Source organism: Beijerinckia sp. 28-YEA-48 (assembly GCF_900104955.1).
Taxonomy (GTDB): domain Bacteria; phylum Pseudomonadota; class Alphaproteobacteria; order Rhizobiales; family Beijerinckiaceae; genus Terripilifer.
The window spans coordinates 2,352,490-2,374,122 of the sequence record NZ_FNSI01000001.1 but is presented as its reverse complement, the minus strand read 5'-3'; the positions used below and the strand labels follow the sequence as shown (position 1 = coordinate 2,374,122).

Sequence of the window (21,633 nt, the reverse complement as noted above, 5' to 3'; positions counted from 1 at the left end):
CCGTGGGCGTTATCGAAAGGCCGATCGAGGAAGAAGTTTTCCCCGATACATTGGGCGACGTATCCACTCTGCGACGTAAATGGTTTGCCGCGCTACATCCCGGCGAGCCGCTTCCGGCCTATGAGGAGGTGGTGCTCGGCAGTATGGGGCGACTCGCCAATCACATGGTGCTCCTGCAAGGCAGCGGCGAGACGCTGACGATCTTACGGACCGGGCGGGCACTGCGGCAGTGGCTGGGCCAGGATGCATGGGACACCCGCGTCAGCCAGCTCGCGCCCGAATACGGGGCGGTGCTGTCGGAGGCCGCCGCCAATGCGCTGACGAGCAGCCGGCCATACGCCACGTCGACCTATCACGTGACAAACGGCATTGTGTGCACCTTCGACATCTATGCCATGCCGGTGGCCTGTCGCTGGGGGCCGCCACTGATCTCCGCTTATGTCAGCAAGCGCGGCGAGGGCTATAGCCTGGTGGACACCATCTTTCGCGCGACCGACGATGGTTTCCTGGCGCTCGCGGCCTGCCGCGACGCCAACAACGCTACCGTCGACTTTCGGATTGTGGATCTGAACCAGGGCGCCTCGTTCCTGCTGCAATGTTCGACGCAGGCCTTGCGCTGGTGCAAGCTGAGCGAAGGAAAACATGATCTGGCATCGCCGGTGGTGTTGCAGCGGCTCAGCGCGGTGATCGAGAGTGGTGCGCCCGATCGGTTCGAAGTGGTATCGTCGAATGGCACCTACATCCGCATCAGCGTGGCCCCGATCGGCGATCTGCTGTCGGCGACCCTGACTGATGTCACCGACCTCAAGCGGCGCGAGCAATCGTTCCGGTTGCTGTTTGAAAACAATCCGATGCCGATGTGGGTGTTCGACGAGGAGACGTTCGAATTCCTCAACATCAACGATGCGGCGATCACACACTATGGCTACAGCCGCGAGCAGTTTCTGTGCATGAAGATCGGCGATATTTGGCCGAACGACGCGCGTGACGGGTATCTTAAGGCGTTGCAGGACGTGCAGGATAACTATCAATCGCGACGCAGCTGGCGGCATATCAGGGCGGACGGTAGCGATATCGAGGTGCTGACCTTCGGTCGTGCTGTCGACTTCGGTGGGCGCGGGGCATTTCTTGTCTCGATCATCGACGTCACCGAGCGCCGCAAGGCGGAGGCGAGGATCTCCTACATGGCGCATCATGATGCGCTGACGGACCTGCCAAACCGTGTGATGCTGCAGCAGCGCCTGCAGCAGACGCTGGAGCAGTGTGCCCGGCTCGATCGCAAGGCGGCGGTGCTGTGCATCGATCTCGACATGTTCAAGAACGTCAATGACTCGTTCGGCCATCCGGTGGGCGATCGGTTGCTGCAGCAGGTGGCGCAGCGGCTCAAGGCCTCGCTCGGCATCGGCGATCTCGCGGCCCGTTTCGGCGGCGACGAGTTCGCGCTGGTGCTCGATCCGGTCATGGGGCCAGCCGAGGCCGGCGATCGGGCTTCGCGGCTGATCGAAACGCTGAGCGTGCCCTACGACATCGAGGGCCGCGAGGTGACGATTGGCGCCAGCCTGGGTATCGCCATTGCGCCGCTGGATGGCGACACCTCTGATACGCTGCTGCGCAACGCCGACATGGCCCTTTACCGGGCGAAAGCGGACGGTGGCGGTGCGCACCGCTTTTTCGAGATGGAAATGGATCGGCAGGCACAGGCACGCCGCGCATTGGAGGTCGATCTGCGGCTTGCCATGGCCAGCGGCGAGTTGGAGCTGCATTATCAGCCGCTGGTCAATCTGGCGGCGGATCGCATCACCTCGTTCGAGGCCCTGTTGCGCTGGCCCCATGCGGAGCGGGGCATGGTGTCACCAGAAGAGTTCATCCCGGTCGCCGAAGACATCGGCTTGATCGTACCAATCGGCGAGTGGGTATTGCGCACCGCCTGTGCCGACGCGGCGACATGGCCGTCCGACGTCAAGGTGGCGGTCAACCTGTCGCCGGCGCAATTCAAGAGCCGCAATCTGGTGCCCGCGGTGATGTCGGCGCTGGCCCATTCCGGCCTGTCGGCCGATCGGCTTGAGATCGAGATCACTGAATCCGTGTTGCTGGCGGAGACCGATACTAACCTGCAGACGCTGCATCAGCTCCGTGGCCTTGGCGTGCGGATCTCCATGGACGACTTTGGCACCGGTTATTCGAGCCTGAGCTATCTGCGCAGTTTCCCGTTCGACAAGATCAAGATCGACCGTTCGTTCATTCGCGATCTTCCAGGCCGCGCCGATTGCATCGCCATCGTGCGCGCGATCTCGGGCATGGCGCAGAGTCTCAGTATTGCGACGACGGCCGAAGGCGTTGAGACCAGGGAGCAACTAGACCAGTTGCGGATGGAGGGCTGCACCGAGGTACAGGGCTTCCTGTTCAGCCCGGCACGGCCGGCCTCGTCGTTGGGCGAGCTTCTGACGCGCTTTGGCGGCAATGCGGGAGCGCCTGCGCTTTCGCCTCATGTCGAAAGCTGTCCAGAAACCGTGCTTGAAACGACGCCGGTCGCCCGTTACGCCAGAAGGTGAGGCCTAGCGCTGTCTATAGGCTGTAAAGGGCCTGGAATTGCTTCCTCGACTTTCCCGTCACGGAAGGAGATCGCCTTGGCTTTCGATGATTTCGCTGCTTCTTATACCCGATTGGTTCCGCAACTCGCTGAGGGCACAACGACGCCACGGGCCTATCTTGAGCAATGCCTCGGAAAGATCGCGGCGCGCGAAAGCGAAGTTGAGGCATTTGTCTGCACGGACATTGAACGCAGCCGCAAACTGGCGGATGAATCAACCGAACGCTGGCGCGCCGGACGGCCGCTGTCGGCTTATGATGGCGTGCCCATCGGCGTGAAAGACATCATTGAGACGGAAGACTTTCCGACGGAGATGGGATCGCCATTGTTCGCTGGCTGGAAGAGCGGCAGGGATGCAGCGGTGGTCAAAGCACTGCGCGCTGCAGGCGCGGTGATCGTCGGCAAGACCGTAACCACCGAATTCGCCGCGTCTCATCCCAACAAGACGCGTAATCCGTGGGATGGAACGCGGACGCCGGGCGGTTCCAGCAGTGGATCTGCCGCCGCGATAGGTGCCGGCTTTCTGCCTGTGGCGCTCGGCACACAGGTCGTTGGCTCCATCGTGCGGCCATCGAGCTTTTGCGGGGCCATTGGCTACAAGCCGTCGATTGGCGGCATCAATCGCGGTGGCAGCCACGACTTCCTCAGCCAAAGTTGCACGGGTCTGATCGCATCGTCGGTAGATGACGCCTGGATCATCGCCCGCGATCTGGCCTGGCGTGCCGGTGGCGATCCGGGCTTTCCTGGCATCGCGGGGCCTGAACAGATGCCCACGCCGTCATTGCCGGCGGCCGTGGCGGTGTTCGAGACATCGGGTTGGGCTGTGGCTTCCTCTGAGGCGCAGGCCTGCTTTCAGCAAGGCCTGGCGAAACTGAAGAGCGCGGGCGTTCGCCTTGTCGACAGAAAGTCCAGCCCGCTGGTGGAGGATATCGAAGAAGCGCTGAAATCGTGCTTCGAACTGACGCGCCGCCTCAACGCCTTTGAATCGCGATGGCCCTATAACCACTACCGCGATATGGACGAAACCAAGCTCAGCGATCCCTCTAAAGAGCGCATCGTCCTTGGCTTCGATCTGACGCTCGATGACTACCGGCGCGATCTGGCGGCGCGCGAAGCTATTCGCGCCTCATATCATCGGCTGCAAGGACAGGTGGGATGCAGTCTGGCGCTCAGCGCCACGGGGCCGGCGCCGAAAGGTCTCGCCTATACCGGTGACAGTGCTTTCGCGGTCAACGGGTCTATGCTCGGTGTGCCGACCTGGGGATTGCCAGTCTTCGCGGTGGAGGGGCTGCCGCTTGGTCTGCAAGTGATGGGATTCTTGAACCATGATGCCGATCTCGCGGCCTACGCCGGTGGGCTTTATGGACTGCTTGGCCGAGCGCCGCTGCGGATCGCGGGTCCGGCCTTAGACTAGGCCGTGAGCGGCATTGCATCCCGCGACGTCGCGCTTTCAGGCATCGCCCGCTCCCGTGCCTCATGCCGCAAGCTTGCCAGAAACTGCGCTTGAAACGGCGTCGGCAACCAGTTGCGGCGAAAGGTGAGGCCGACCTCGCGCGGTGCATGCGGGATCGGCGGATGGTTCACCGACACCAGGCGGTCATCAAGTTCGATGTGCCATTTCGACAGGATCGACAGGCGGTCGCTTGAGGCGAGCAGCGAGGTGATCGTCGTCAGGCAGTTGGTTTCGAATTGCACTTTCATTGGCAGGCCCCAATCGGTGGCCAGCTGATCGAGCACATCGCGGCGGGGTAGGCCGACGGTTGGATGCAACCAGTCAAATCGCGCCAGATCGGTCGGCGTCACCTTTTTCTGGTCGGCCAACGGATGGTCGCGTCGGCAGACGATGGTGTAGGGGTCTTCAAAAAACGGCTCCTCGATCAGATCGGTGTAGGGCGGCGGCGCCCGCAAGGCGCCGAAGACGAGGTCGAGCGCGCCATCGTTCAGTTCGCGCGCGATCTGCGCATAGGGCGCTTCGATCACTTCGATACGATGAGTGTCGTCTTCTGTCAGTACAGCACTGGAGGCTTTCGCCAGCAACAGGCGCGGCGCCAGCGCCAGCACGCCGATGCGCAGGCTGGCGCGCGCGTCCGACGCGGCGCCGATCTCCTCGGCGCCGGAGCGGATTTCACCAATGGCCAACGCCAGCCGCCGGGCCAGTTCCGCGCCGGTTTCGTTGACAGTCAGGCCCGCTGCAGAGCGCCGATAGAGTGTCGTGCCGACGATCTGTTCGAGATCGCGCGCCGGGCGTTGCAGGCTCGGCTCGGCGATGCGCAGCGCGCGGGCGGCGGCGCGGAAAGAGCCCGCATGCCAGATCGCCAAAAGGCTGCGCATCTGCGCACTGGCGAGTTTCGACACCTGCTGTTCGACCAGGACCTCGTCGGCGCGCTTGCCATCGATCGTGCTGAGCGCGCTGCGGATCTGCGCGAAGAAGCGGATCGAGCGTTTCTGAAAAATGTGCCCGGCTTCGTTCAGGAAGGCCCCCTCCGGACCGCGGGAGAACAGCCGGGTGCCCAGCTCTGCCTCAAGCTGGGCAATGGAATGGGTCAGCGCCGGCTGGGTCAGGCGGAGCATCTGGGCGGCGCGGGACAGCGAGTTCGTCTGTGCCGCCGCATCGAAGGCGCGCAGGCGTCGGAGGCTGGGGACCGTATTGGGGCTACGCATGCGTCCTCGAGAAATCGAAATTAGGAAAAATTTAGACCCCTCGGAGCGGATTGAATAGGGGGTGGAGGGGGAGCGGCACCTATAAGGTCGGAACAAGAGACTTTGTGTCTCAAGAAAAGGCCAACTCGGAGGAATCATGGTGGCCGGAAACAGCCCAATGATCATTGACGTCCATTGCCACGTGGTCTCGCCCGATCGCGAGACCTATCCACTCGCCCCCATCGGCGGCAAACAATCCGACTGGTCGTCGGAGCGACCGACGACGCCCGAGCAATTGCTCGCGGCGATGGATGTCGCCGGCGTCGCCAAGGCCGCCGTGGTGCAGGCCTCGACCGCCTATGGGCACAATTCGTCCTATCTGGCGGATTCCATCGAACATTTCCCGCAGCGCTTCACCGGCGTCTTCTCGATCGACCCGCTGGATCCAAAAGCGCTTGAGCAGATTGATCATTGGCACGGCCTCGGCATGACCGGGATGCGCGTCTTCACGACAGGTTCGACCATGCCGGGTCAGCAGACCTGGCTCGACGATGAGCGGGCCTATCCGGTGTGGGAGAAAGCCGGAAAGCTGCAACTGCCCGTCGCCATGCAGATGACGGCCGAGGGCATTCCGCTGCTCCTGAAGATCGTCAAGGCTTTCCCGGAGACGAACTTCCTGCTCGACCATCTGGCCCGCCCGGTCATCAACGACGGTCCACCCTATGCGGCCGCCGCGAGCCTGTGGGCGTTGGCCGATTACAAGAACATCTATCTGAAGATCACGAGCCGCACGGTCGAGCATTGCCAGGCGGGCAAGGCGACGCCGGAAACCTTCATGCCCAAGCTCGTTTCGACCTTCGGCTCGCAGCGCCTGCTCTGGGGCTCAAACTTTCCGGCCCATGACGACACGCTGCCGAACATCGTCAAGGAAACGTTGCATGTACTCGCCTCCGTTTCCGAGGCCGACCGCGCCAATATTTTGAGCGGCACGGCGCAGCGGCTCTATCCGGTCTTGAAGTGAGAACAGATGCCATGGTTGACTCCACGCCCACGCTTTCGACAGCTCTGAAGCGCTATCCGACCACCGAGGCGCTGCTGTCGGGCAAGCTGGCATCGCCGCGCTTCAACTTTGAATTTCATGAGATCGAGCCGATCCATGACGTGTTCAAGCCGATGGCGCGCGAACAGCGCTACGATGTGTCCGAGCTGGCGATCTTCACATTTCTGCAGGCTTACAACTACAACAAGCCGATTGTGCTGCTGCCGGTGGTGCTCGCTTCGCGCTTCCAGCACGGCTGCATTGTTTACAACACCGACTTCCACAAGGAACTGACGCCGGACATGCTGCCCGGCAAGAAGATCGGTGTGCGCGCCTATACGCAGACGACCGGCGCCTGGGTGCGCAATATCCTGTCTCAGGAACATGCGCTCGATTTTGAAACCGTCGAATGGCTCATTTTCGAGGGTTCGCATCTGGCCGAATATACCGAGCCGCCGTTCGTCAAGCGCGCCGCGCCTGGCGTCAAGCTTCTGCCCATGCTGATGGCGGGCGAGATCGACGCTGGTATTCTCGGCAATGATCTGCCGAATGATCCCAAGATCAAGGCGGTCATTCCGGATGCGGCCAATGCTGGCCGCACCTGGCATGACAAAACAGGCCTGATCCCGATCAACCATATGCTCGTCGTCAAGCGCGATCTGCTGCGTTTCCGTCCGGATTTGGTGCGCGAGGTGTACAGCACCTTTAAACAGGCGAAGGACGCAGCGCCTGTTGCGCCAGGGGCCATCGACATGCGGCCGCTTGGCTACGACAAAGTCACGCCTTCGCTCGAACTGGCGATCCAACTCGCTTATGAGCAGAAGATCATTCCACGCCGTTTCAGCGTCGACGAACTGTTCGCGGAAAGCCGCGCCGTTCTCGGCGATCTCGCCTAAACCTGTTTTGCATTTGGAGAAAACGCCATGTTTCAATTGAACGCCATCTGGCTTCGGACGATCTCTCCTCTCTTTCTGCTTGGTGCGATCTGCACCGCGCAGGCGCAACCCTCGGGCGATTTTCTGCGCGGCCAGACCGTGCGGATCATGGTCGGGCATCCGCCGGGCGGTTCCTATGACTTTTATGCGCGTCTCGCGGCCGACATGCTGAAAGCCAATCTGCCGCAGGCCGCCGCCGTGATCGTCGAGAACAAGCCGGGCGGTGGCGGATTGATCGCGACCAGCTATCTCTACAATCAAGCGCCGCGCGACGGCACCGTGCTCGCCGTTCTGCCCGAGACCATCGGCAATACGCAGGTGCTCGAGCCGGAAATCGGCAAATGGAAAGTGCAGGAGATGAGCTATATCGGCTCTTTCTCGCCGGTGAACACGGCCTTCGTGCGCCGCAGGAATTCACCGTCCAAGACGCCCGAGGACATGAAGAAGCAGGAGACGATCGTCGGCTGCACGGGCACCACGGCGCAGTCTTTCCAATATCCGGCTTTGCTGAAAGTGCTCGGTGGCTTCAAGTTCAAGATGATCTGCGGCTATCCCGGCGCCGGTGAATATTCTATCGCGCTGGAGCGCGGCGAGATCGATCTCGTCTCCTCGGCTTGGAATTCCTGGCGCGTCACCCATGCCAAGCAACTCAAGGAAGGCGATCTCGTCGCGGTGATCCAGACGGGTCTGAAGCGCAATCACGAATTGCCCGACGTGCCGTTGATGCAGGAACTCGTCGACGATCCAGTGGCCAAGAAGGTCATCGAATTCGCCTCGGCCGGCGCCATGATCGGCCGTGCGCTCGTCGCACCGCCGCGCGTTCCCGAGGAGCGGATCGTTTATTTGCGCGCGCTCTTCGACAAGATGGTCGCCGATCCGGCCATGAAGGAAATGGCGGCCAAGCGCGGCCTCGAACTCGAGCCGACACCGGGCACGGTGGTGCAGGGCTATTCGGACGCGATCGTCAAGACGCCACCGGACGTGGTCGAAAAGGCCGCGCAGGCGTTCAAGGGCTGAGACAAGGTCTAAGGGAGCAAGATCTAGGGAAGGAAGCAAAACAGGGCGCCGGGTCTGAAGCATTTCGATGCTTCGGCCCGGCGTTACAATTTTCGTGGTGTCACAATTGCCGATGATCGCCCCGATGGGGGGCAATTGAGAAAAATGCGTGTTGAAGCAGACACCAATTCTCCACCACGAAGCCGGGAATGTTCCTGATCCGATGAACCTGTGTCCGCTCTCCTCGTTCGCCTAGGCGAGAAAAGGAGATTCGCGATGGTTCAATACTATTCCGGAACTTCCGACGGCGGCGTAACGACGATGACCTGGCCGCCACAGCCGATGGACACTGCGCCTGGACAGGACGGTGGCAAAGGCACGACACCCCCGCCATTGGGAACAGCACCGACTCAGGACGGCGGAGGGGCTGGCAATCCACCGCCGACTAACGCCGGCGGCGATCCGAATACGCCGCCTGCGAACGGTGGTGACGGCGGAGGCGGTGATGGCGGCGCGGGTGGCGGTGGCCTGCTTTCGAGCAGCCTCGCTGGTCTTCTCAACGGCGTCGTTCAAGACTTCCATGCGTCGATCGAAACGGCGAGTCATGATCTTGGGCTCGCGGGAACGGTTCATGGGGTCACGCATCTCGGCGAAGCCATCGGCCTCGGCGAACTCGGTGGCGACAATCTGCTCACCGATGTCCTCGATGCCCCAACCGACATCCTAAGCGGTAAAACAGGAACGTTGCTCACCGATCTCGTCCATGACGTAGGTAACATCGTCGAAGCGACGGGCAATTTGGTGAACGGCGTGGGCGACGATCTGTCGGCGCCAAATGGCGTTCTTGGTGTCGCTGGCCTCGTCAACGGTCTATTGGATGGTGTCGGCGGACCGGGCGAGACCGGACTGCTACAGAACATCCTCAACACCGATCCTCACGGTGCTGATGATGGTCATAATCACCTTTTGGACGTGAACGTGGGTGATCTCGGCACAGGGCTCTCGCTTGGCGAGCTGAATGTGCTCGACGGCGGGTCGATCCAGGTGCCGCTGGTCGATGGCCTGCATGCCGATGCGCTCAGCGGTCTGGTGCAAAACGGCCCCCTGTCGCCAGTGCTTGCGATGGGTGATCTCGGCGGCGCTGCGCTTCCGGATGTCGGTGGGATCACCCAACTGCTCCCGGATATTCTCGACCACAACAACGGTCACTTCCTGCTGTCATAAAGCGGGAGGATTTGACGTGATGAGCTGCCGCTGGATCCCAGCGGCAGCTTTTCTATCTCTCGCGGAAGGCGCGGTGCATCTGGTCGCTCAGAGGCTTGACGAGGTAGGACAAGATGGTGCGTTCGCTGGTCCGCAAATAGGCATCCACCGGCATGCCGGGGATCAAGCGGACATCGCCGAGGGCCGGAGTCGACTTGGGATCCATGGCGATGCGAACGGTGTAGAAAGTTGTTTCCGCTTTGTCGTCCTTGCTGGTGCTTGCCGAAACCAGTGTCACCTTTCCGCCGATTTCGGGCGTCGAACGCTGGTTGAAACTGGAAAATCGCAAGACCGCATCCTGTCCAACATGCACTTGGTCAACACTGGAAGGCGCGACTTTCACTTCAACCGCGAGTTTGTCGGCATCGGGAACGATCAGCATGATCTGCTCGCCGGCAGCGATCACGCCGCCTTGTGTGTGAACCGAAAGCTGATGAACGATGCCCGACTGTGGCGAGCGAATGTCTATGCGCTTGAGCTGGTCTTGCGCCGTCACAAAGCGCTCGTTCAGCTCGGCGATTTTGGCGCGGATATCGGCAAGCTGGCGCGCAACATCGCTGCGCATGTCTTGATCGACCTGAATGATCTGTAGTTCTGTTTCGGCGATGCGACCGCGGGACTCGGCAATCGAGGCGGTCAATTGCCCGCTCTCGCCATCGAGCCGCGCCTGGTTGCGTTCAAGTGCAATCATCCGGGTGAGAGGCACGAGCTTCTTGTCCCAAAGCTCCTGCACGCCTTCCAATTCCTTGCGGATCAGCCGCAGCTCCTCCAGTTTGGCGTCATACTGGACCTTGAGACCGGAGATCTTTTCGTTCAGCTGAGTAATGCGCTCGCGCAACTGCCGTTTCTGACCGTCCGCCGCGTCGCGACGAAAGTGGAAGAGCTTGATTTCGCCTTCGATAATCCTTCCGGTTTCCGAAGCTGGCGTGACATCCATATCCGCGGGAAAAAGAATCTCGTCCTGCTGGTCCCGTTCTGCCTCCAGGCGCGCTTGCCGCGCACGCAGCTCGCGCAGATCTTTCTCGACTGTTGCCAGGCTGGCGCGAGCGACGGTTTCATCCAGCTTGATCAAAATCTGATTGGCCTGCACTTGGTCACCTTCGCGAACATTGAGCTCGGCGACGATTCCACCGGTGGGGTGTTGGATTTTCTTGATATTGGTGTCGACGACGAGCGAGCCGATCGCAACGACGGCCCCGGACAGTTCGCTGGTCGCGCCGACATAGCCCATGCCGCCGACGAGAAATATCGCCGCGATGGAGCTGTTGCGCAGATGACGTTCGAGCGAGATTTGGGCGAGCGAGATTTGGGATGATCGCTTGCTCATGCCGCGCCCTCCTTGGGGGACTTTACTTTCGTCCGGGCTGACGGCGCAGCGGCGGAACGCTCACCCGTACGCGCTGCGGGCGCGCTCTGCACCAGTTGCGGGAAGAGCTTGTCGCGATCGCCGAAGGCTTGCTTGCGTCCTTCGTTAAGGACCAGAACCTTGTCGACCGAAGCCAGCGCGCTTGAGCGGTGGGCTATGACAATGGCTATGCCTTGGCGCTGACGAACTTCCCGAATAGCCACGGTCAGTGCGGCTTCGCCATGGGAATCGAGGTTGGAATTTGGCTCGTCGAGAACCACCAGAAACGGATTGCCATAGAGCGCTCTTGCAAGGCCGATGCGCTGGCGTTGACCGCCAGACAGCTGCTCGCCGCCTTCACCGACCAGCGTTTCATAAGCGAGAGGAAGACGGAGAATCAGATTGTGAACGCCGGCTGCCTTTGCCGCCGACATCAGCGCTTCATCGTCGACGGCTTTTTGAAAACGCGCGATGTTCTGGGCCACGGTTCCGGGGAAAAGTTCCACGTCTTGCGGCATATAGCCGATGTGAACACTTAACGCGTCTCGCGGCCAGTCGTCGATGCGCGCCCCGTCGAGGCGGATCGTGCCGTGACGCGCTTTCCAGATCCCGACCAACGCGCGTGCGAGAGACGATTTTCCCGAACCGCTCGGGCCGATAATGGCCAAAGCGCTGCCGGCCTCGACTTGAAAGCCGACGTCATGGAGAACCGCGCGGCCGGTTCCTGGCGTCGCTAATCCGAGACCCGTGACGCGCAAGACCTGCTTCGGTGCGCCAAGAGCGGTCCGATCCTGATACACGGGCGTCTCATTGAAAATATGGGAGAGCCGCATCCAGCTCTGCCGCGCGGCGATAAACGACTTCCAATGAGCGATCAGCATGTCGACTGGAGCCAGGGCTCGTGCTGCCAGGATGGTCGAAGCAAGCATCACGCCAGCGGTAGCCGCCTGATGAATGACAAGCCACGCGCCAAGAGCCAAAAGCCCGGATTGTAGGGTCGTCCGCAAGGCCCTTTGCAGGGCGGCGAAATTGCCCGTTATCTCGACACTGGCTTCCTGTCGGTCGAGGGAGCGATCGTTCTCCTCGTTCCAGCGGTGTGTCATGGCGGCATGCAAGCCAAGGGCTTGAACAATGCCGGCGTTGCGACGCATGATTTCCGAAAATCGCCGCCTGTCCGCATGGGCCAGCGTCGCCTCTTGGGTCTTGCGCCGTAGAAGCACTTCGCCGGTCGCGGTCAGGCCGATAAAAACGATGACCGCAACCAGAACCGTCGCGCCGATGAGCGGGTGCATCGCAAAGCAGATGCCGATGTACAAAATCATCCAAGGCAAATCGAAGAGCGCGGCGAGGGCGGGGCTGGCTATGAATTCACGCAAAGTATCGACGTCACGTTGGGCTTGCAGCCCGTCCTGTCCGTCGGTTCCCCGCTCATGGGAGCGGAGAAGAATGTCGAAAGCCCTTGGTCCGATCTCGTCTTCGACGCGCCGGCCAAGATGCAACATGATTCTGCTGCGTTGGCGATCGAAATAGCCTTGGAATACGAACAGTGCGACAACCAGAAGAAACAGACTGATGAGCGTCGGCACGCTCCGGCTCGGTAACACGCGATCGTAGACCTGAAGCATGAAGATCGGCGCGGCAAGTATCAGCAGATTGATCAGCGCGCTGATTCCGGCAACGCCGATGAGCGGCCGTCTGAATTTCTTCATGACGCCGAGGAGTTCGTCGGACTCCCAATGGGAAGATAATTTGGCCCAGCCCCTCATGTGTCTCCTGTTATCTCGTCACGCATGAAGTGAATGGTTCCATCACAGAAGATGCAGATGGTGTGACAGGCTATCGAGGACGTGATCGACAATCAGCGGCGCGATACCCGGATCGTGATCCTGGTTTGCCGGGGGTAGAACGTGGGAAATCAGGTCCGGTATCGGCGAGCCTTCGACAGCGGCGGCGAGGCCGTCCAGGCTATCGTGAAGCATTCCATGCAGGGAGGGGACCTCGATGGAGCCGTCATTGTGCAGGATGGGCGATTGCAGAAGATCAACAATGCCGCCGACCGCATTCAAGGCCGAGCCGACCAGATGCTGGGTGTCGATGGCAACGTCGTGAATGAGACCGCCGACAAGACTGCTCGCTGTATCGATGACATGGTCGACCAGTTTCAGGTTCAGGCTGTCTGTGAGGTTCGAGAGCAGCGTGGCCGGATGATCGTCCGGCAGATGAATGAAATCATCGGTGTGAGGAAGGCGAACCAGATCGTCGAGATGATTGCTGTCTGGTCTTGACGGATCGTTGTCCGGCGATGGCGTCGATTCAGCCATATGCGTTGGCGCAGTGGCGGGAGAGACGGCTATGCCTTCACCGCCGTCAACGAGGCTTCCGGCGGAGACTTCGTTGGGTGTGACCGGTTCCGCGCTATTGGACGCCTCGGGCGCGTTGTCAGTTTGAGCGACGAGTGATGTGTCGTGATAGGCCGTGTCGCTGAGAAGTGCCGGCTGCGTTTCTGGTCCTGGACTGTGAGCCGCTTCGTTAGGCGTTTCCGCGGATCCCGTGGGCGTTGGATCCGCGTGAGCGGGCGCTGCCTCCTTCTGCGCTCCGGAACCGTCGTCGGGAACAACGTCCTCATCCGGATGGGCGGAGAGCTTTTCGACCTCGATCAGTTTGGCAATGTTGGCGGCAGCGGCCGGGTCCGCGACAAGGGCGGCCGCCATGATGGCGGCCTGGAGTGTGCGCTCGTCGGCAGGAAGATCGACAGCCATAGCCCGGTATCCCTATGGAATCCTCGCTATGTCCTCAATTTCGGATGTTTGCTCTGGTTCCCATCGGAAAGCGGGTGCGTTTAGCCGGAGTCAATAAATGCCTAACATCGCCTCGATAATTTGAGGCACAGGAACGGTTCGGGAAACGGGCTCCTTGCCTCTAGCTCGCTACTCTTGGCTGAGCAGCCGCCAGATATGGTTGCGAGCGCGGCCGAATTCCTCCGAACCCATCATGTCGATATGACGGGGACGGGGAAGTTGCACCTTCAGGGTCTCGACGATGCGGCCGGGTTTGCGGCCCATGATCAGCACGGTGTCTGACAGGTAGATCGCTTCCGTCAGGCTGTGCGTGATGAAAAAGATGGTCTTACGGGTCCGCTCCCAGATGCGCAGAAGCTCTTCGCCCATTTTGATGCGCGTCTGCTCATCGAGCGCGCCGAAGGGTTCGTCCATCAGGATGATGCGCGGGTCTTGCGCCAGACCTCGGGCGATGGAGATACGCTGACGCATGCCGCCGGACATTTCGTGTGGCTGCGCATGCGAAAAATCCGACAGCCCGACGAGATCGAGCATGGCCAGCGCCTTCTCGCGTCGCTCGGCCCGTGGAAACTTCTGAAGCTCAAGCGGGAATTCAATGTTTTCGAGCGCGCTCTTCCACGGCAACAGCAACGCGTCCTGGAAGACGATGGCGATCTTGCCCGGCTGTGGCTTCGTCACGGGCTCATCGTCGATCAGCACTTTGCCGTGGGTCGCGCTGAGAAGGCCGCCGAGAATTTGCAACAAGGTGGACTTTCCGCAACCGCTCGGACCAACGACGGCGACGAATTCTCCTTCGGTGATATTGAAGGAGACATTGTCGAGCGCCGTGAATGTCTCGTAGACCATGCCGATACCGGCGGCTTCGATCGCGTTCCGGCGGCCCGTGCCCGTCGGTTCCAGCGCTGCATTTCCTGCCATAGACCCATCTCCCAGCCGGCCTCTAGATACAGGCTCGGCGCCCGTAAATCCATCAGCGCAAATCGACGGATGGGATCATTGCGCTTTGCCGATAAGTCGGGAAAGATCACGCTGGGACATAGGGCAGGCGGGCGTGAGCGGCAGACGATTCTATTTTGTGGGTGCGCTTCTGGTCGTCCTTGCCGCGTGGCAGGCGATCTGTTCGGCTGAACTGGTCAGTCCGATCATTCTGGCGAGCCCCGCCGAGATCGTCGAGGCGGCGTTCCAATCGCCTGGCGAATTCTTGTCCGCCCTGCGCACGACCTTGCTGGAAATCGCGATCACCGTCGCCATTTCGGCTTTCTGTGGCATCGCCGTTGGTGTCATTTGCGGTCTACTCACGCGCACGGGCGAAGTTTTCGCGCCGCTTCTGTCGGGCTTTTATGCCATCCCGCACATCATCTGGTTTCCACTGCTCCTAATCTGGTTTGGCATAGGCTCGGGGTCGAAGGTCGCCTATGGCGTCATGCTTTCGGTCTTTCCGATCGCGCTCACCACCATGCAGGCGGTGCGTGGGGTCGACAGGCGCTATGCTCAGCTCGGTCGCTCGCTCGGAGCGTCCTCGTTCGATCTGGTGTGGCGCATTCTGTTGCCGCTGGCATTGCCGGGCGTCATTTCCGGCCTGCGCATCGGCATCGGCCTTGCCGTCGCCGGCGTGGTGGTGACCGAAATGATCGCCTCGACTGGCGGCATCGGCTTTGTCATTTCAACCCATCGCACGGTTTTTGAAACCGGCCACGTCTATTTCGGCATCATTCTCACTTTATGCTGCGTCGCCGTCGTTCATATCGCGCTGACGCGGCTTGAACGTCGCTTCGGCGATTGGCGCCGCGCTTGAGGCGATACATCTTTACCGGAACGGGAGGCAGAAATGACCATCGGATTTGCAGCGTGTCGCCGGGCCGCGATAACGGCGGTTTTCATAGGACCGTTGTTGCACGCGCCGATGGCTTTGGCCGAGACTTTGAAAATCGGCATATCGGCGCTCGACGACATTTCTCATGTCAATCTGCAGGCGGCGATCGCGGCCGGTACTTTCAAGAAACGCGGGCTTGATGTCGAACTGACGGTGTTCAAAGGCGGTAGCCCGGCGCAGGAGGCGCTCGCCGCTGGCGAAGTCGGCATCGTTTCCGCCAGTCCGCCTGGCGTTGTCGCCGCGCTCAACCGAGGTGCAGGTCAGATCTGCGTCGGCGCCATCCGCCACAATGCTTCGGCCTGGTACCTGTTGACGAGCGCTGCGTCACCGGTGACAAAACTCGAAGATCTGGCCGGCAAGAAGATCGCTATCGTCGCCAAGGGCGGCACGACGGATTTCTATGCCAATTGGGCGATCCAGAAGGTTGGCATCAAGGCTGATTTCATTCCGCTGGGCACGCAGCCGACCATGGCGGCGGCGCTAAAATCCGGGCAGGTCGAAGCTGCCGTCATGTTCAACGCCTTTGCCAATAACCTCATTACTTCCGGCCAGGCACGCGTGCTCATCGATTATGGCAAGGAACTGCCGAAACACATGCCCGCCTGCTACGCCAGCAATCAGGCCTTCATCAAGACCGGCGGTCCGACCTTGGAAAAATTCTGGGGCGGATGGATCGAAGCAGCGCGGAAGTTTCACGCCGACAAGGCCTGGGCCATGGATTTCTTGAAAAGCTTCTACAAGGAGAGCGATCCGAAAGTGCTCGACTTCATGTACGAAACGTCGCTGCGCTACACCGAAGGCGATCCACGGACCGATGCAGCCGAGATGGAGGCGACGATCAAAATGGCCGGCGTCGAGCTGAAGAAGCCGATGGCCGAACTGTTTACCAACGCCTTCATCCCCGAGATGAAATAGGCATTGCTATGAACCGGCATGCGATCTGGATCATTCGGCTCAGCCTTGTCGCTGCGTTCTTCCTGATGTGGGAGATCGCGGTGCGTAGCCACGTGATCGATCCGCTGCTCGCGCCACCGCCGAGCCAGGCCATTATCGCCGCCGGTGGCTTGCTTGGCGATAGCATCATCCGGCAAAACATCTGGGCGACGCTGGGGCGTGTCGCCACGGCTTTCGCCATCGGTGCGCCGGCTGCCATTCTGGTCGGCTTTGTGGTCGGGGAAAGTCGCAGGCTTGATCGTTGGCTCGGGCCGATCATCCGTTTCGCGCTCAACATCCCGCAATCGATCTTTCTGCCGATCTTCCTGTTGATGTTCGGTATCGGCTTCGCCCAGAAGGTCGCCTTTGGCGTCACTCACGTCTTCTTCGTCCTGGCGGTGACGACCATCGCTGCCGTGCATTCGATCCCGCGCGAACTTGTCGCCGCCAGCCGCTCGTTTGGCGCCAGCACGGCACAGATCTATTGGAAGGTCTATACGCCAGCCATGCTGCCGACCATCCTCACCGGGCTGCGGCTGGCGATGATCTTCAACGTCGGCTCGGTGCTGCTGGCGGAAATGTATTCTTCGCGCGACGGAATCGGCGTTCTGCTGTTTGGCTGGAGCGAGGCCGGCAAGGTGCTGGAAGCCACCGCCATGATTCTCCTGCTTGGCGTGGCCACTGTCGCGTTCAACGAAGCAATCCGGGTGTGGGAGACGCGGCTAGGCGGCTGGCGGTTATCCGCCTGAACTGCAGTTAGAGACTTTCCTCAAGGATCGGCTGGATCTGCACCGCGTTCTCGCCGCGATGGAACGCGATGGCGAGCCGGAACGAATGGCCGATGCGCAGCGCGCGGTCGAGGAACAGCGCCGCCGCATCGGGCGGACACAGGTCCTGGACGGTGGCGCGAAACAATGTCAGCCAGCGGCGGAAATGCTCTTCGCCCAGACCAGGCAAAGCCAGATGCGGCCGCAGCGGATGTCCCTCGAAACGGTTCGTACGCAGCAGGGTCGATGACCAGAAGTCGCACATCTTGGCGAGATGGGTCGGCCAGGCTTCCGGGGCGATAGCGCTGTTAAAGACCGGCCCGAGCAATTCATCCGCGCGGATCTTATCGTAGAAGCCATGCACGACGGCGTGGATCATCGCCTCGTCGAGCGCCTCCGGGATGAACCGGCCATCGATGGTCATGGCGCGCGTTGGTGCTGGTCGTCCCTTCATCGCCTCACCGATACTCAGAAAATATGTCGGATGGTGGCATTTTATCGAGGGATGCCCAACCCGCAAAAAGTCGCAGTCGGTCCACAAACTGAGGAACGATCAATTGGACAAGGAATTGATCTCCCGGGCGACGCAAGGAGAAGTCACAATGATAAAGAAAATGGTGATGGCTGCCGCATGTGTGGCAGCAATGAGCTTACCGGCTTTCGCGCAGGCCCCAGCAGCTGGTAGTACCACGATGGATCCGAGCGCGCAGGCGCCAGCGTCTGACAGCATGACGACAGACCACGCCAAGCGTCCCAGCCATCATGCCAAGCGGAAAACCAGGCATCGGGTGGCTTCGGCCGCGCACCATAAGAAGTCGGGCGCAGCGCCGCAGCAACAGCAGGATTCCGATCCCGCGTCAGGCGGCATGTCGCCTAGTATGTCGCCCAACTCCTCGGGTGGCATGCCAGCGCGCTAGCGCGCCCCTGACCAGACAATGAAAAAGGAGACATTCATGAAGAATGTCCCCTTACGAGTTCGGTTGCTGTTCCTGGCGCCTGGCCACGCCGCGAAACAGCCGCCGCAATTCGGCTGGATTATTTCCAGCCGATATTATTGAGCTCCGGCGCCGTGAAGATCGTCGAGACCTTGGGCAGCACCAGATCGGTGGTGTGCACGACGACGGCCGGGAAAGTGGTCAGCGACAGAAGCAGGGACTTGTCGTTGATCGAGTTGAAGATCTTGCGCAGCATGTCGTTGCGCGCGGTCGGGTCCATTTCCGCTGACGCCGCATTGGCCATCTTGGTGATGTCCTTATCGTGCCAGTAGTCGCGGGGTTCGGAGCCGACGTAGTATTCCACCGCCGAATTGACGTCGGACAGGCCGCCTGAGCTGTAGTGGGCGACGAGCAGCTGCAATTTGCCGGACGTCTGCTTGGTGCGGAACGCGACGAATGTGGTGTTCTCGAGCTTGGCTCGCACGCCGATGGCACGCAGCTGGCCGGCGATGGCTTCGCCCAGCTTCTCGACGCCGGGGATCGTGGTGATCTCGACATCGAAGCCGTTGGGATAGCCGGCCTTGGCAAGCAGTTCGCGCGCCGCCTTCGGATCATATTTGATATTCGCCGGATCGACGACGCAACCGACCTGAGTGGCCGCATTACACGGCGCGTCGATCACCTTCACCATGTCGCCACCCGCCATGATCGCCTTGGCGAGGGTCGGTCGGTCGATGGCCATCGACAGGGCGCGACGCACATCAAGCTTGGTCAGGGGCTCGAGACCGGAGCGGCCAGCCGCGTCAAAGTTCATATAGGTGTAGACAGTGTTCTCGATGGCCGTCGAGGTAATGTTCGGCATCGAGGTGAGCTGTTCCGACTGGTCTTTCGGCGACTCGAGAATGATATCGAGGCCGCCGGTCAGCAATTGCGCGATCTGCGTCTGCGGATCGGGGATCGGCAGCAACTGGACGTTCTTGATCTTCGCCTTGGAATTCCACGGGCCGGCCGGTTTGTAGTCCTCGTTGCGCACGAGCTTGATGCCGTTTGAAGAGTCGATCGAAATCACTTTGTAGGGGCCGGTGCCGACCGGCGAGCGGCGGCCGAAATCGCCCTTGGTTTCGAGCTTGCTATGGACCGCCTTCGGATAGATCGGCGTGGTCGTGGCGAGGCGCGCCAGCGCATAGGGCGTCGGGCTCTTGGTGATGATGCGGATGTTGTAGTCGTCGACTTTCTCGACCTTGTCGATGAAGCCCCAGTTGGCGCTGAAGCGCAGGCCGGACTTCGGATCCGAGATGTAGTTCAGCGTATAGACCACGTCGTCGGCGGTGAAGGGCGAGCCGTCATGGAACTTGATGCCTTCGCGCAGCTTCATATCGAGCTGGGTTGGCGTAACCTGCTTCCAGCTTTCGGCGAGCGACGGGCGGAAGGTTTTGCTCTGGCTGTCGAAGACGATCAGCGTGTCGTAAACCGCGACCGAGGTGAGCGTCGTTTCCGGCTGCGGATCGATATAGATGTCCGTGGTGGCGATCGGCGCCTTGTAAGCGACCCGCAACGTATCCTGTGCCTTCTGGGCCAGGGCGGGCGATGCCAGAAACGCCACGCATGCAAATGCGGTGGCAATGGCCTTCGACATGAGATTCCTCCCGAAAATACTGAAACCGCTTGTTTGAACCCGCGAGCACCCGACGCTCGCAGCGTTGGCGGGCTTCTTACTTAAATAGCTAATAATTGTCTAGTTTTGTCGGCAGCTAGACCGGAAGACATCCGCAGCGATTTGCGGGTCCAAACCTCAGCTTGTCCGTAGTGGCGGGTGAGATGGTGAACGGCATCAAGGCGTTAACAGGGGCAACCGAAAAGGGCGGCCTTGCGGGGCCGCCCTTTGTTAAAAAGCGAATGCGCGTCTTCGTCGAAGCGCCTCCGGCGTTCGACCGACTATTTCCAGGCGATGTTGTTGAACTCTGGCCCGGTGAAAATGGTCGAGACTTGCGGCAAGACCAGATCGGTCGTGTGCACCAGCACGGCCGGGAACGTGGTCAGCGGCAAAAGCAGCGTCTTGTCATTCATCATGTCGAAGGTCTGGCGCAACAGGTCGTCGCGCTGCTTTGGGTCCATTTCGATCGCCGACGCGGTTGCGAGCTTGGCCAGCTCCTTGTCGCGCCAATAGTCGCGCGATTCGTTTTCCAGATAGGTCTGCAGCACCGAGTTGACGTCGGACGTGCCGCCGGAACTGTAGTGGGCGACGAGGATCTGAAACTTGCCGGCCGTCTGCTTGGTGCGGAAGGCGACGAAGGTGGTGTGATCCATGCTGGCGCGCACGCCGATGGCGCGCAACTGGCCCGCGATGGCCTCGCCCAGCTTCTCGGCGCCAGTCAGCGTCGTGATCTGCACGTCGAAGCCGTTGGGATAGCCGGCTTTGGCGAGAAGGTCGCGCGCCGCCTTGGGATCGTGTTTGAATTTGATCGGTGTGGCGACGCAACCGACCTGCGCCGCTGGACTGCAAGGCGCGTCGACAACCTTCACCATGTCGCCACCGGCCATGATCGCCTTCGCGAGCAGGGGGCGATCGACCGCCATGGCTAGCGCGCGCCGCACCTCCGGCTTGGTCAGAGGTTCCACGCCCGAACGGCCGGCGGCATCAAACAGCATATAGGTGTAGACCGTGTTTCCGACCGCCGTGGACGTGATGTTCGGCATCGTGGTGAGCTGTTCCGATTGGTCCTTCGGTGACTCCAGGATGATGTCGATGCCTCCGGTCAGAAGCTGCGCGATCTGCGTCTGCGGATCGGGCATCGGCAAGAGGTGAACATTCTTGATGCGCGCTCTCGCGTTCCACGATCCGGCCGGCTTGTAGTCGTCGTTGCGGACAAGTTTGATGCCGCTCGAAGCATCAACCGAAACCACTTTGTAGGGGCCGGTGCCGATTGGCGTGCGACGGCCAAAGTCGGCTTTGTTCTCGAGCCTCGAATGCACTGCCTTCGGAAAGATCGGTGTGGCAGCGGCAAGACGTGCCAGCGCATAGGGCGTTGGGCTCTTGGTGGTGATCCGAACGTTGTGGTCGTCGATCTTCTCAACCTTCTCGATAAAGCTCCACAGCGCTGTCGAGCGCAGATTGGATTTCGGATCGGTGATGTAGGTCAGCGTATAGACCACGTCGTCGGCGGTGAACGGCGAACCATCGTGGAATTTGATGCCTTCGCGTAGTTTCATTTCGATCACGGTCGGGGTGACCTGCTTCCAGCTTTCCGCCAACGATGGCCGCAGAGTTTTGGTCTTGGCATCGAAGGCGACCAGCATGTCGAACACAGCTGCGGATGTGAGCGCCATCTCCGGTTGCGGATCGTAATAGATGTCCGTGGTTGAGATCGGCACCTTATAGGCGACCCGCAGGGTGTCCTGTGCCTTTTGCGCCTCGGCGGGCGCAGCAACAAGAAACACCGTTGAACATAGCAAAGCCCCGGCAAAAGCCTTCGACATGACGTCCCCCTCCCAAACCGCCCCTTATTGATAAGCTGGCTG

The 21,633-nt window shown here is 60.8% G+C and carries 17 protein-coding genes; 9 read left to right on the top strand and 8 right to left on the bottom strand.

The annotated features are described in order from the left end of the window. The first annotated feature begins 2 nt into the window (after positions 1–2). Both BLW50_RS11185 and BLW50_RS11180 read left to right on the top strand, forming a co-directional pair. On the top strand, positions 3–2,552 hold the full coding sequence (locus BLW50_RS11185) for a putative bifunctional diguanylate cyclase/phosphodiesterase (protein ID WP_244544209.1): 2,550 nt from the start codon (positions 3–5) through the stop codon (positions 2,550–2,552). Positions 2,553–2,627: 75 nt separating this feature from the next. After that, entirely contained in the window at positions 2,628–4,004 is a 1,377-nt protein-coding gene (locus BLW50_RS11180) for an amidase (protein ID WP_170850109.1), read from the top strand. Here BLW50_RS11180 and BLW50_RS30340 read toward each other — a convergent pair. Continuing rightward, complete coding sequence (locus tag BLW50_RS30340) at positions 4,001–5,251, bottom strand: LysR family transcriptional regulator (RefSeq protein ID WP_170850108.1); 1,251 nt, start codon at positions 5,249–5,251, stop codon at positions 4,001–4,003. The genes BLW50_RS11180 and BLW50_RS30340 overlap by 4 nt on opposite strands. Positions 5,252–5,408: 157 nt before the next feature. Here BLW50_RS30340 and BLW50_RS11165 point away from each other — a divergent pair, with 157 nt between their 5' ends. From BLW50_RS11165 to BLW50_RS11150, 4 genes are all read left to right on the top strand, one after another. After that, on the top strand, positions 5,409–6,251 hold the full coding sequence (locus BLW50_RS11165; RefSeq protein WP_090701836.1) for an amidohydrolase family protein: 843 nt from the start codon (positions 5,409–5,411) through the stop codon (positions 6,249–6,251). Between the two features lie 11 nt (positions 6,252–6,262). Next, positions 6,263–7,165 carry a substrate-binding domain-containing protein gene (locus tag BLW50_RS11160; RefSeq protein WP_090701832.1) on the top strand — a complete coding sequence of 301 codons (903 nt, stop codon included), beginning with the start codon at positions 6,263–6,265 and terminating at the stop codon, positions 7,163–7,165. A gap of 27 nt (positions 7,166–7,192) precedes the next feature. Further along, entirely contained in the window at positions 7,193–8,221 is a 1,029-nt protein-coding gene (locus BLW50_RS11155; protein ID WP_090701829.1) for a Bug family tripartite tricarboxylate transporter substrate binding protein, read from the top strand. Positions 8,222–8,476: 255 nt separating this feature from the next. Beyond that, positions 8,477–9,424 (top strand): hypothetical protein, encoded by a 948-nt coding sequence (locus tag BLW50_RS11150; protein WP_090701825.1) that lies wholly within the window; start codon positions 8,477–8,479, stop codon positions 9,422–9,424. Positions 9,425–9,476: 52 nt separating this feature from the next. Here the strand turns inward: BLW50_RS11150 and BLW50_RS11145 are convergent, their stop codons facing one another. From BLW50_RS11145 to BLW50_RS11130, 4 genes are all read right to left on the bottom strand, one after another. Continuing rightward, positions 9,477–10,790: an HlyD family type I secretion periplasmic adaptor subunit gene (locus BLW50_RS11145; protein WP_090701822.1), complete on the bottom strand. Its 1,314-nt coding sequence runs from the start codon at positions 10,788–10,790 to the stop codon at positions 9,477–9,479. After that, positions 10,787–12,574, bottom strand: coding sequence for a type I secretion system permease/ATPase (locus BLW50_RS11140; RefSeq protein WP_090701818.1), 1,788 nt, complete (start codon positions 12,572–12,574; stop codon positions 10,787–10,789). The genes BLW50_RS11145 and BLW50_RS11140 overlap by 4 nt, the downstream gene beginning before the upstream one ends. A 42-nt stretch (positions 12,575–12,616) precedes the next feature. Beyond that, positions 12,617–13,567 (bottom strand): hypothetical protein, encoded by a 951-nt coding sequence (locus tag BLW50_RS11135; RefSeq protein WP_090701816.1) that lies wholly within the window; start codon positions 13,565–13,567, stop codon positions 12,617–12,619. Between the two features lie 168 nt (positions 13,568–13,735). Then, the gene (locus BLW50_RS11130; RefSeq protein WP_090701814.1) at positions 13,736–14,524 is read right to left on the bottom strand and encodes an ABC transporter ATP-binding protein; all 789 of its coding nucleotides are present in this window, start codon (positions 14,522–14,524) and stop codon (positions 13,736–13,738) included. 133 nt (positions 14,525–14,657) lie between these two features. Here BLW50_RS11130 and BLW50_RS11125 point away from each other — a divergent pair, with 133 nt between their 5' ends. Genes BLW50_RS11125 through BLW50_RS11115 form a run of 3 tightly spaced genes read left to right on the top strand, consistent with a single transcriptional unit; the run spans position 14,658 to position 17,161 of the window. Then, positions 14,658–15,401 (top strand): ABC transporter permease, encoded by a 744-nt coding sequence (locus BLW50_RS11125; protein ID WP_170850107.1) that lies wholly within the window; start codon positions 14,658–14,660, stop codon positions 15,399–15,401. Between the two features lie 33 nt (positions 15,402–15,434). After that, complete coding sequence (locus tag BLW50_RS11120; protein ID WP_090701807.1) at positions 15,435–16,394, top strand: ABC transporter substrate-binding protein; 960 nt, start codon at positions 15,435–15,437, stop codon at positions 16,392–16,394. Between the two features lie 8 nt (positions 16,395–16,402). After that, positions 16,403–17,161 carry an ABC transporter permease gene (locus BLW50_RS11115; protein ID WP_170850106.1) on the top strand — a complete coding sequence of 253 codons (759 nt, stop codon included), beginning with the start codon at positions 16,403–16,405 and terminating at the stop codon, positions 17,159–17,161. Between the two features lie 7 nt (positions 17,162–17,168). On the opposite strand, the gene BLW50_RS11110 is transcribed toward BLW50_RS11115, so the two are convergent. The 3 genes from BLW50_RS11110 to BLW50_RS11095 all read right to left on the bottom strand — a co-directional run bounded on the left by BLW50_RS11110 (position 17,169) and on the right by BLW50_RS11095 (position 21,591). Continuing rightward, entirely contained in the window at positions 17,169–17,633 is a 465-nt protein-coding gene (locus BLW50_RS11110) for a group III truncated hemoglobin (protein WP_244544208.1), read from the bottom strand. 581 nt (positions 17,634–18,214) lie between these two features. Continuing rightward, the gene (locus BLW50_RS11100; protein WP_090701789.1) at positions 18,215–19,750 is read right to left on the bottom strand and encodes an ABC transporter substrate-binding protein; all 1,536 of its coding nucleotides are present in this window, start codon (positions 19,748–19,750) and stop codon (positions 18,215–18,217) included. Between the two features lie 299 nt (positions 19,751–20,049). Continuing rightward, positions 20,050–21,591 carry an ABC transporter substrate-binding protein gene (locus BLW50_RS11095; protein ID WP_090701785.1) on the bottom strand — a complete coding sequence of 514 codons (1,542 nt, stop codon included), beginning with the start codon at positions 21,589–21,591 and terminating at the stop codon, positions 20,050–20,052. Between the last annotated feature and the right edge of the window lie 42 nt (positions 21,592–21,633).